General features: G+C 61.8%; 10 protein-coding genes. All 10 read right to left on the bottom strand.

What is annotated here, in order from left to right:
- Positions 1-146 precede the first annotated feature (146 nt).
- On the bottom strand, positions 147-791 hold the full coding sequence (locus ACFPLB_RS08060) for an antitoxin of toxin-antitoxin stability system (protein WP_378228846.1): 645 nt from the start codon (positions 789-791) through the stop codon (positions 147-149).
- Positions 784-1,200: a hypothetical protein gene (locus tag ACFPLB_RS08055; RefSeq protein WP_378228845.1), complete on the bottom strand. Its 417-nt coding sequence runs from the start codon at positions 1,198-1,200 to the stop codon at positions 784-786. Before ACFPLB_RS08055 ends, ACFPLB_RS08060 begins: the two co-directional genes overlap by 8 nt.
- A 65-nt stretch (positions 1,201-1,265) precedes the next feature.
- The gene (locus ACFPLB_RS08050) at positions 1,266-1,814 is read right to left on the bottom strand and encodes a hypothetical protein (RefSeq protein ID WP_378228844.1); all 549 of its coding nucleotides are present in this window, start codon (positions 1,812-1,814) and stop codon (positions 1,266-1,268) included.
- Between the two features lie 198 nt (positions 1,815-2,012).
- Positions 2,013-2,177 (bottom strand): hypothetical protein, encoded by a 165-nt coding sequence (locus ACFPLB_RS08045; RefSeq protein ID WP_015740132.1) that lies wholly within the window; start codon positions 2,175-2,177, stop codon positions 2,013-2,015.
- A 416-nt stretch (positions 2,178-2,593) separates the two neighbouring features.
- The gene (locus tag ACFPLB_RS08040; RefSeq protein WP_293333937.1) at positions 2,594-2,899 is read right to left on the bottom strand and encodes a hypothetical protein; all 306 of its coding nucleotides are present in this window, start codon (positions 2,897-2,899) and stop codon (positions 2,594-2,596) included.
- 97 nt (positions 2,900-2,996) lie between these two features.
- Positions 2,997-5,135 (bottom strand): ParB/RepB/Spo0J family partition protein, encoded by a 2,139-nt coding sequence (locus tag ACFPLB_RS08035; protein WP_378228843.1) that lies wholly within the window; start codon positions 5,133-5,135, stop codon positions 2,997-2,999.
- 124 nt (positions 5,136-5,259) lie between these two features.
- Positions 5,260-5,649: a DUF2958 domain-containing protein gene (locus tag ACFPLB_RS08030; RefSeq protein WP_378228842.1), complete on the bottom strand. Its 390-nt coding sequence runs from the start codon at positions 5,647-5,649 to the stop codon at positions 5,260-5,262.
- Entirely contained in the window at positions 5,646-6,608 is a 963-nt protein-coding gene (locus ACFPLB_RS08025; RefSeq protein WP_378228841.1) for an ArdC family protein, read from the bottom strand. Before ACFPLB_RS08025 ends, ACFPLB_RS08030 begins: the two co-directional genes overlap by 4 nt.
- Positions 6,609-7,030: 422 nt before the next feature.
- Positions 7,031-10,255, bottom strand: coding sequence for a DEAD/DEAH box helicase (locus tag ACFPLB_RS08020; protein WP_378228840.1), 3,225 nt, complete (start codon positions 10,253-10,255; stop codon positions 7,031-7,033).
- Complete coding sequence (locus ACFPLB_RS08015; RefSeq protein WP_378228839.1) at positions 10,256-11,143, bottom strand: hypothetical protein; 888 nt, start codon at positions 11,141-11,143, stop codon at positions 10,256-10,258.
- Positions 11,144-11,312: the final 169 nt, after the last annotated feature.

Below are 11,312 nucleotides of genomic sequence, written 5' to 3'. Positions count from 1 at the left end.
CAGGAGAGCGGGAAGGACAAGCCCGGACAGCGCTCTCTCTCGACCACCCGGACCTGACCCTTTCCGGCCCACCTCTCACTCTCAAAGCGCAGCATGAAAAAGCGCCCCGACCGGACGGCGGGGCGCTTGTCAGTGTCTTCTCGGGATCATCCGAAGCGGCGACCGGCTTCGGTGAACGTGTATTCATTGGCGGCGATGGTTTCATCGACCGCTTCGTCCGAGGACAGATAGTCATATTCGCGCTCAAGCTGGCGGTAGAGCCAGCGGGCCAGATCGCGCAACGCCTCGATGATCGTCTCCTCGGCATCGGCGGTCATGTCCTGCCAGGTCGGGCTGTCGCGCTCGACCGAGATCGACATGCAGTATTCGTGATAATAATGGCCGCGATGGCTGGCCTCTGCGCGAATCTGATAGAAGTTGCGGCGCTGGATCGCCTGAAGGGCATCGGCGATGCGGTGCAGTTCGGTGTCCTGCGGGGCGTATTCCCGGATCAGGTGCGGCGCCTGTTTGCGGTAGGAATAGAGAGATTCGAAGCAGGCACCGTCCCCTTGTGACCAGAAGCCCCGGAACCAGATGCACGGTTCCAGCCGTGTGCCGCCGCCCATCAACCGGACGGTGCGGGTCTTGAGGTTGAGCCCGAGGATTTCGGCGATGCGCTGGAAATCCTCATAGACGGCATCGTACCAGTCATAGTCGAAGCCGCCCTCACGATACCAGGCGCGGGCCTTGTCCTTCGCCGCGTCGGAAAGTTCTCCCAAGCGATAGACGGTGGTTTCGATGATCTCAGGCATAGGGATCTCTCCCTTCCAAAACCGAGGAAAGCCAGCCGTCAGTATAGATCCAGTCCACTGTTTCGCCGGTGGCAAGATCGAGGACATGCGCACCACCGCCGAAGCCGTCGATGCGCGGTTTCGAGCAGCTATTTGCGTACTGGAAACCCCACAATCCGCTCAGGCCAAATTCGGCAGCGCAGCGTTTGACGAATTGGATGACATGCTCAGGGTCACCCGTGACATCATCACGCATCCAGAGCTGTGTGCCACCATGTTCTGGCTGGATGGAGAGCAGGAAGCCATCCGAGGGCGGATCCTCAGCGGCATTGTCATCCGCCAGAGCGTTGTAGAGATCAAGCGCGCGGGCAGCGTTTTCGGGGGTGCCTACGTCGAGGAGGCAAGAAAAATGCGTGTAATAGTCGGCCATGGCGGTCTCCAGGCATGACATGGCCCGGCGTATGGCCGAGCCGAATGGGATGGAAAGGGTTAAGCTCAGGCGGCCTGCGGCAGGCGGAGCAGATCGGCCGAGGTTTCGCGCCAGAAGGGATCGGCCAACCGGGCCTCCAGCGCAGCGGCGCGATAACGCAGCCGTCTCGCATCACCGGGGTCCGAGGCCCGGAATGCCATACCGCGCAAGCGGCTGGCCTCGGTCACGATCCTGCGTGCCTCGGCATCGGATGCGACTGGCTGTTGCCAGAGGATAATGCCGGCGCGGATTTCACCGGCGAGGACCAGGCGCTGATCTCGGTCCTGAATGAGCATGATGCGCGGCTGAAAATACGGGAAGCTGTCCGGCCCCGTGCAAATATCACCGCGCGCCACGCGCAAGGCTGCGGCCTGGATGGCCTCTTCCGGTGACGGGCATTCGCCAAGCGGGATCACGCGGTCGAAGCTGTTCGCCGCGTCACTGGCGTCATAGCTGGCGACGCCCAGGCAAGAGATGCGCAGCGGCAGCTTTTGCGCTCGATAAAGCGCCGGCAGAATATCGACAGCCAGAATCTGACCGATGGAACGGAAGGTTTCGGAACGGACAAAGGTCATCGGGATCACTCCATGACGGGCGCCGGTGAGCCTCTCTCTCCGACCCTCAACCCGTCACGGCCGAACGGCCCGCACTCTTCCTCTCTGACCGGGGCAGCCCGGTTCCGCCGTCGACGATGGGCAACCATCGCGACGCGCTGAAGGCCGGGTCGCGAGCTTGTCGCGGCCAGGCCGTCGGGGATGAGGCGCGGTCGCGCCTTACCCCCAAGGATCCAGCTCCAGCTTTACCATGTCGTCGTCGCCGTCGAACTCGGCGGCGGGACAAGCGGCGTGGGTGCCGTCCCCGGCCTGGAACACGACGATCTCGACCATCAGCGTGGCGGCGAGGCTGGCGGCGAAGGCGGTGGCATCTGCATAGGACATGGGTTCCGGCTCCTGTCTTTGGAGGCGGGGGACCATCCCCCGCGCGACAGGCGCCCGAAGTGTCTGACCGGATCTGCAATCACCCGAGGGCGTTCGGACTTTTTCCGAATCCCCGAGGGCGGCACGCGCGCGTAAGCCGACCCCTTTGGGGTTGAATGTCAAAGAGACGGATCGGACCAAGGTTTGCGAATGGAATCGGGGGTGGTTCTTCGCATCTGACAGGATGCCGGATACCCGTCGCAGATGCTCTGCCGCGCCAGTCTTGCCACCATGCTGGCATCAGGATCATGTTCCCTTCAGGCCAGAGATGGCTGCCGCTTGTCCTGATGGAGATGGCGGATTGCATGGTGAAGCCGGATTGGACCCGTCCGGTGCAGACCTCGCATCCTAACGGCCCGAACCCTGCGATCGGGTCTTCAGCTCCAAAGCCCATCTGCAATTTCTCGGGCGATCATCGCGCGCGCTTTCATTATCAGGTCATCGCCTGAAGTATCGATATGACCGAAGAAACGGGCACGAGCACCATGAGCTGTCCACTCGGCGTAGCGGCAATATTCACGGGCATCGAGCAGGAACACCCGCATGTCTTCGGCCCAATGGGGCTTTGGCTCCACGACAACAGTGATGCCATCGCGGGTTTCGGTCCACGGTAAGGTACGATCCGACGGGGGGTGTTCGCGGTCTTCCAGAAAAATCTTATCGATGTCGATCATGGCCGGCATGGCGGCTCTCCAAAGAAAAAGCCCGATCACGAGGATCGGGCGAGTTGCGGAAACGGAGGGCGATAAACGGGGCGACCGAAGCCGCCCCGCATGAGTGCTATTCAGCAGCGACCATATGCTGTTCTTCCTCGTCGTCAGCCGGATCGTCCTCGCCATCGCCGGAGAGGAAGTCGGGCAGATCGTCGGCTTCCGCCGCAGCGCCCGATGCCGTATCGACTTCGATACTATCGTCCACCATGCGCAGCGGCTCAGGCAGCCAGCCGGAATCGGCCAGCAGGCGTTCGGCTTCCTTGGCCATGTCGCCCTTCTTGAGGTGTCCGATCAGATCTGCGGCCCGGTCTCCGGCCCCTTCGCGCACAGCTTCAAGGATACGCGGCTTGGTCACGCGGCCTAGATAATTGCCAACTGTAGGCCGCCAGCCCACCGCCACCATGTCGAGGCCGGTCGAACGGGCCAGCCGGTCAGCCTGCGACAGGCGGATGCCCAGCCCGTGCTGGCTGACGCCCGTACCGCTGTAAGGGTTGGGCTTTTCATAGAGCGCGTTGACACCGAAGCTGACGCAATGGGCGAGCAGATCCATGCGCGAACCATCGTCCAGATCGGTCAGCCAATCCCAGAGGGCGGCATCGTCTGCCGGGACATGATCGCCCCAGCGTTCGTGCCGGTCTGCAATGGCCTTGGCGGAAGCGCTATCGCGCAGATCCTCGGCCTGTGCCGGCAGATGGACCTCCCGGACCTGCGCTTCCAGGCAGCCCTTGCTGGAATGCGGCATGAAGCAATCCATGACCAGCCGGTGCAGCAGCGCGGTCATGGCGACATGCGGGTTCACCGCAACCGCATCCCGCAGCGCCAGGGTGCGATGCGCGGTCAGTTCGCTGACCAGACGATCGGGCAGCGGCTTGATGGTGTCGGCCTCGTCTTCCTCCTCCGTTTCGACCTGTTGGCCGCCCAGCGTGATAACCGCACGCATGCGGCTTGCCTCCGGTTCTGCCCGCTGGATCACTTCGCCGGTTTCCGGGTCGATTATCTCTGCCTCCGGTTCCGAAGGCGTTTCATCCTCGGCGCGAACATAGCCGCGCTCGACCAGCAATGCGCCATCGACGTCTATGCTGATGAAGACACCCGCCTTGGCCGTCTGATCCGGATCGAAGGTCATCGGACGGCGCTCGAAGGTTTCAAGCGCCTGTTCGATCTCACCGAGTCGGGCGTCGATCTCGTCCGGCAGTTCATCGGCCTCGACATAGTCTGCTTCGAGCCGGTCATACTCTTTGCGCAGCGTCTCGCGCCTCATGCGCTCTTCCTCGGTCAGGTCGACCGTGGTGCCGACAAGCTGCCGCAGTCCATGATCGTGACCGTAGGGGAAGGTCATGGCGACCTCGACCCACTTCCACCCTTCGGCAGCGATGGCTTCGGCTTCCGCCTTCAACTTTTCGCCCACCAGCCGGTCGAGCAGCACCGGATCTTGTAGCCAGCCACCATCGTCTTGCTGGAAGAGATCGCGCAGCACGCAGCCGCCAGCCTCCTCATAGGCGTCGATGCCGACGAAGAGCACCCGCTTGTCAGCGGCACGGACCGTGGTTTCGGTCAGCATGCGCCGGATGGTATAGGGCTCTTTCTGCCAGCCGTCCTTGATCCCATCCCAGACCTGTTCCTGGCGGGCATGGTCAGAGCTGACGGTGAAGGCCATGAGCTGCTCCAGCGTCATACCATCCTCGGCGTAAGTCTCCAGCAGCGTGGGCGAAACGGATGCAAGGCGCAGGCGCTGTTTCACCACCTTCGTGTCAACGAAGAAGGCGGCCGCGATCGCTTCCTCGGTCATGCCTTTCTCGCGCATGGCCTGGAAAGCGCGGAACTGGTCGAGCGGATGCAAGGGTGCGCGCTCGATATTCTCGGCGAGCGACACCTCGTCGATCAGCACATCGGCGCTGGCCTCCGACACCACGCACGGGACCGGCGCGATTTTGGCGAGGCGCTTCTGCTTGACCAGCAGTTCCAGCGCGCGGAACCGGCGACCGCCGGCAGGCACCTCGAACATGCCGGTTTCCTTGCCCTCGGCATCCACCACCGGGCGGACATGCAGGGACTGGATCAGGCCGCGACGGGCGATGGACTCGGCCAGTTCCTCGACCGAGATCCCGGCTTTGACGCGCCGGACGTTGGACTGGCTGAGAACCAGCTTGTTGAAGGGAATGTCGCGTGAGGACGACAGGGTGATCTTCTGAACGGCAGTGGCCATGTCAGTTACTCCATGACGGACGCCGGTGAGCCTCTCTCTCCGGCTATCAGCCCGTCACGAAGCGAAGCGCCGCCCTCTTCCTCTGAAGAGAGCGACGCCAGCCACAGAAGCTGAAACCCGGAAATCAGGCACTCCGGCTTTCCGTATCGGCGGATGTGCGGGAAAAGCTCACGCCGACGCGGTAGAGCAGACGTTCAGCGGCGCGGATGCTGCCGGTCTCACGAGCGGCCTCGGCCCAGACGGAGATCGGGAAATCGCCGGTGAACAGCAGATCCCGCTCGATGCCCATGCCGAAGGGCAACCGGACTGACTGCATCTCGCCAAGGCTCCACGAACCCAGTTCGGGATGGCCGAGATCGGCCAGACCGAACATGATGTCGCCATCCAGTTCGGTGGCGAGCCAGACGCCTTCACCGAGAGGGTTGAAGAACTTCACGACCGGGATGTGATCCTGATCGCGCTGGCGACTATTCGCTAGCAGACGGTCGCGCTGTGTGCCGGTCAGGAGGATCATGCTGCAGCCCTCCGATCGGTTTCGCTCGCATCCGGCTCTCCGGTGTGCTCGGCAGGCAGATGCGAAAGCAGCCAGTCTGCCGCCTTGCTGGCCTGCGAGGCCGCGCGGACAATGGCGCGGGAATCCTCGCGCATGACCTCCAGCCACGACCCGATATAGTCGGCATGGCGCACGGTCGGCACGATCCCGAGCGCGGCGCAGCTGAAAGCCGCGGTCTGTTCCGCAATCATTTCCTCGAAGGCGTATTTTTTCGAACCAAACGAGCCGGTCAGATCGCGGTTGAGACGGCTGTGATGACCGCTGGCGTGGCCCAGCTCGTGCAGGGCCGTGCGGTGCCAGTTGATCGGCTCGAAATAGGCTTGCGGAGGCGGCACCTGCACATAGTCGAGGGACGGCATATAGAAGGCGCGATTACCACCGATACGGAAGTCGATGCCGGTGGCTCCGATCAGCGCCTCGACCCGAGGTTCGATCAGACCCGGCGGCGGTGGCGGCGCGACTGCCGTGATCTCATCGGGCAGGCCATCGCATTGCGCGGCGTTAAAGACCGTGAACCGCTTCAGGAACGGAATGGCATGCGCATCCTCACCTGTTTCGCGGGCACGGCGCTTCTCGTCCTCGGGGGTGAAACGGTCGGCATAAACGACAGTCGTGCCACGCTCGCCCTTCCTGACATTGCCGCCAAGCGAAAGCGCCTGGCGGAAAGTCAGCCACGCCTGACCAGGGAAGCCGTGCTGGATGACAGCGCCCCAGAGGATCAGAATATTGATGCCGGAATAGCTGCGGCCGGTTGAAGCATTTCTCGGCAGGCCCAGAGGGGCGGTATCGGGTGACGCGCCCCAGGGCTGGACCCAAGGTAGCCGCCCTTGCTCCAGCTCTGCGATGATCTTGTTGGTGATGTCGTCGTAAAGGTTGCTGCGCGCGCCACCGCCTACGGGGCTGCGATCGTGTCTGGCCATCGTGATGATCTCCGCGACGGGCACCGGAAGCCTCTCTCCCAGCCCTCAACCCGTCACGGAAAACCCGTCCGCACTCTCACTCTGAGGGGGTGTTGCGGGGTCTCCCCGCAGAAGGTGTAGGCCGAGACTAAGGCTCGGCCTCAGGGGAAGGCTTTCCCCATCAAGATAGGATATCGAAGAAAACGCAGCTACGGATTCTAGTAGCCTTCGTCATGTTGAACTGAAATCTGGGTCTGACATCGCGTCCTACCTGACCATCAGATCGGTCCTTGAACGCAATACTAAGGCAATCCAGGATCGCGATCCGTCCGTACAAGTTCATGCGATAATCAAGGCGCTTCCGGTTAAGAGTCCGGGATGTACACCAGACCGGTTAGTACGGTGCCTTTGGGTCGTATGAAAGTTTAGTGGCCAACATCGAATTAGGTTCTGGTGGCCTGCGCAGCCAACCGATGGATCAGAACGCGGCTGAGGATCTTTGGATTTTCGCCGGACAGTAAAACCTTTGCGGGTGTGTCGTACCCTTTTCGGACAGCCGGACCGAGGCACTCAATTAGTTGTCGGTCGAGCTCAACTTGCTTGTCAAAAGGATCTTCCTCGTCAACGATATGTGAGACAAGCCCCATTATGAAAGAAAGGCCTCGCGGCACGACGCCACTTACGAGCTCGCGCGCCCTCGGACATATCTTTTCGGCATCGGAGGTGGAATCAGGGTTCCCCCCCAAGGCGCGTTCGATCTCACAGAGTGGTGCGCCACTGATCCACGCAAGGAGCCCTGGGAGGATAAGGTGCAGTTCCTCCGAGCTGAGCTCCGTGTCCCGCTTGCGACCGCAGGAGCCCATGATTTGCCGGCTTACATCGCTTAGGAGCGATCCGCGCGCATCCTCGTCGGCAGACAACCAATCAATCGTCCAAATTAGCCAATCGCTGACCGTGATGGGTAATGCCCCAGCACCATCGGTGATCCGCTGTCGAAGCCGCAGCAGCAATTTCATCGACAGTCCGCTCTGCGAGGCGAGTTCGGCGGTCATATTGTCGACGTCACCGGGGGCATCCTGCACGATTGCCTTCTTGAGATCGGCGATCTTTGCTCCGAACTCGGCTTCCGCGTGACGCTTGCGAGCGGCGAAGGCACCAAAGGATTTGCGCAGATCGAATAGGACGTTGGGCTCTTCGACGCCTTCGGCTTCACGCAACGCCGCCATGCGATTGACGACGTAGCGAACATCGGCATCAACGGTTTGCCCCTGCATGAGCCGGTCGAGTACGATTTCGAGCGGGTCTGAAATAACCACGCAGCGATCGTCTTCGGGGAGGACGGACTTCAGCTTTTCGATCACCTTCCAACCCAAGGCCTTGCCGGCAGTAAAGCTGATCATCGGCTCTGGGATGAGGAGGACAACGCCGTTCGCGAGGTGGCCTGCTCGCCCCGCTCGGGCGGCGGCGTTCAGTATCTCATGGGCTTCGAGATCGGCGCGGCCTTTGCTGTCAGCATCGGCTCGCTTGTCTCCGGCGAGAATAGCGAGATGGGCGGGCAGATTGAGGCCCTGGGCAAGCGTTGGTGTTGCCACGATCGCCTTGGCTCCGTTCGCGCGCTTGAACATGCGCTCTGCAAGATCGCGCTCCAGACGAAGCATGGCCGAGTTGTGTGGCACGGCAACGGCAGGCTCGGGGAGCAGTGAGTGCTTCAAATCGCCGAGTTCTGCCTGCAAAGCATCCCAGCGCTCCCGCTCGGCCTCAGTAGCGTCGATCGTATCACCAAGCTCGGTGGCTATATCCTTCGCCACCGAAACCGCGTCGTTCTTCGTGTTGACGAAGACGATGGACTTGATGCCGCTGCGGGCAGCGGAAACCGCGAGCCGCACGGCGACGTCGTTTGCGTTCGGCTTGATGGTGATCGGACCGTATTTGATGTCACCTGCTAGCTGGACCGGAGTTTCCAACACCTGCGTCATGACGCAATGAGCGGTCTTCTGGCCCAGCCAATTGTGCTGGAGGCCCCAAATCGCCCATGGATGCGCCACCAGCTCGCGCGCGGCGGCGACGCGAAGACCTTTGGCCCGCTTTCCTTTCTTCCTGTTCTCGGCAAGCTGAGCGGCCATGGCGGCCTTCTTTGCGGCGTCGATTTCCTCGTCCTTGTAGATCAGGACGCCGCGTGCCTGTCGGCTCGGCTTCCAGAGAAGATCGACGCATACGCAGTCCCGGCCGGTGAGCTGATTGATCCACTCTCCGAACTCGGGTCCGTTCTTCAGCATGGCGGACAAGAAGAGGAGATCGGCGTCCGGGGCGATATGGTTGAAGGCGAGTACGCACAGCATGCTGTCTAGTGCACGCCGAATCTTGCCCGATTGCGGGCTGAGAAGATGGCATTCGTCGAACACCAGAAGACCGACGTCGGAAAATGCCTCGGGCGCGAAGGATAGCATCGCAAGACATCGTTCGGGGGTCATTACCTCGATTTCCCGTAGTTGCGCGTCGAGCTGGAACAGAAGATCGAAATCGCTGGAAACGACGGAGCCGAGGAGGTCCTGGGGGAATATCTCCTGCAGGTCGCCCGTGAGCTGTTCGACAAGCGCATGTGTAGGCGCCAGGAACACGACCTTCTTGCCTCGCGCGAGCGCGCCCGCCAGCTTCAGCGCCGACACCGTCGTCTTGCCCGCGCCGGTGGGCAGGACGACGACCGCGGATTTGCCGGTCTGGTGGAAGCCCACGGCGATGGCATCGCGGTGGTTTGGCCACAGGTAGGGAAAGAGGCTGGCTCTGGCGTGGATCCACTTCGCCCAGAACTGTGCGTCGGCTCCATCGGGAGGCGGCAGATCGGCCAAAGCAGCCTGCGCGATCCCGTCGTGCGCCGCGATCAGGAGCGCAGCCAGATGATGGGGACCTGCGAAAGCGTTCAGAAGAGTTCCGCCGAGCAAATCACTATGTTGGTCGTCCAGCACAGCGGAAAGCTGAAGCACCCTCTGAAAGGCATGACGCGGGGCTTCAAATCGACCGGCGGCGGTCTCAGGAACCGGAAGGTTGAGTAAGCGGGCCGCAAGCATTTCGATACCTGTGGCGAGAGCCTCGAACAATGCGGCGAGCGCTCGCTCGTCCAGGCTTCGTTCGCCCCGGTGCGTGCGCCAGCGAGCAGCCCGCTCGACGATGTGGTTGAGCTGGCCACGGGCAAGGTTGGCGATGTGTTCGGCGAGAATTGTCGCCTCATACGACTGGCCTTCGCGCCTAGCATGAATCTGGGCCGCAGCCTCATTGGCGTCGGCATATTGCTCTGCGGCCAGGAAAAGCAGTGACGCCGCGATGGTTGGGTCGACACGATCCCGGTCGATATTTGCCACTGCGGGTCCGTCGGGCGCGGAAGCCACTTGCCTGCGAGCGAGAAGCTGTTGGGCCGTGCCTGCGACAAATGCAGCGGCCCTGCGCAAGGTGCCGTCGGTATTGAGTGACGTGACCAGCTCATAAGTGTCCGAGATACGCTCGAGCGACCATCCGGAATCCTCATCGCCCGAGGGCGCGCCACTCGTGCCGCCCAATCGCGCCGATACCAGATTGGCGAAGTGGCTGGTCAGGAGGGCCGGTATGTCGTCAGGATCAAGTCCCGGCACAGGCGGCGCCGATCGCAAGAGCTGGGCTGTGGTTGCGTCGAACATTCAGGCCTCTTGCTCTTCGAGTTCGCCGAGATAAGCAATCGCCTGGATCGAGAGGGCGTCGAACCAGTCGCGGACCTTGCCCTCGATTATCAGGCTGGCACCCACACGGCGCTCCTGACTGAGGCCGTCCAGCGCATCGTAACCCTTAAAGAGCTTTTGCCGCTCGGCCTCGCTGTCCTGGCCCTTGGGCAGGGCGAAGGCCGCTCGGTAACGCCGTTGGCTGCGATCCATGACACTCGCCGCCAGCTTGGCGGCGTCGCCTTCGTCAATACCCCCCATGCGGAGCAGCGCGGAGGCCGTGGCGACGAGTTCGGCTGCGCGCTTGTTGCGATGGCGATCAAGAAAAGCGGGTATGACCTTTTTAAGAAATGTGTCTCTGGGATTGTCAGTGCATTTGTCTTCAAAGACCGTCGTCATGACGACTTTAGATTTGTCGTCCGCAAGTTCGATCATCAGGCCGTCGAGCCCTTGGGATGTGGCGCTCACATGCGGGTCTTTCAGGAGCACATCGCGGCCATAGGCCTGTCGCGCGGCGATCCAGGAGATGGCTTCGAACATGAAACCGTCTCGCTGCCATCGCGGGTAGCCGGTACGCGGACTCTTACCGTCTTCCTGGACGGTCATCCTGATGCGCGCTTCGGTGCAAAGATCTGCATCCGAGAAGGCTGGAGCGGCGGGAAGGAGTTCTCTTAAAACATAGGCGGCGTAGGCTGCCTGACCCATGGCGATGATCGCGATCAGCTTTGAAAGGGTTGGCTCGTCCTGTGCTGTCCAGCGGTCGCCAACGCACGCGGCGTCGATCGAGACGGTTTGAGTAAGCAATGACGGCGTCGCCGTTGCAGCAGTGATTGGCGGCTCTACTAGGTCCACGTCGTCGGATTGCTTCATATCCCCCCCCAGAGGATCAGTAAAAATTTCGAGCTTTCATCTTGATAGTATCGGTGTTCAGATCAGGAATATAGGTATCGCGTACACCAAAGGGCCTCGGTGGCGTCTCACTTGAAACGGAACCAGAGCTGCGCCGGGGCTGATCTCTGCGACCATTGGAAACGGGAAA

The organism is Aquamicrobium segne (assembly GCF_042656785.1).
GTDB classification, from domain to species: Bacteria; Pseudomonadota; Alphaproteobacteria; order Rhizobiales; family Rhizobiaceae; genus Mesorhizobium; species Mesorhizobium segne.
This window is presented reverse-complemented; position numbering and strand designations above follow the sequence as displayed.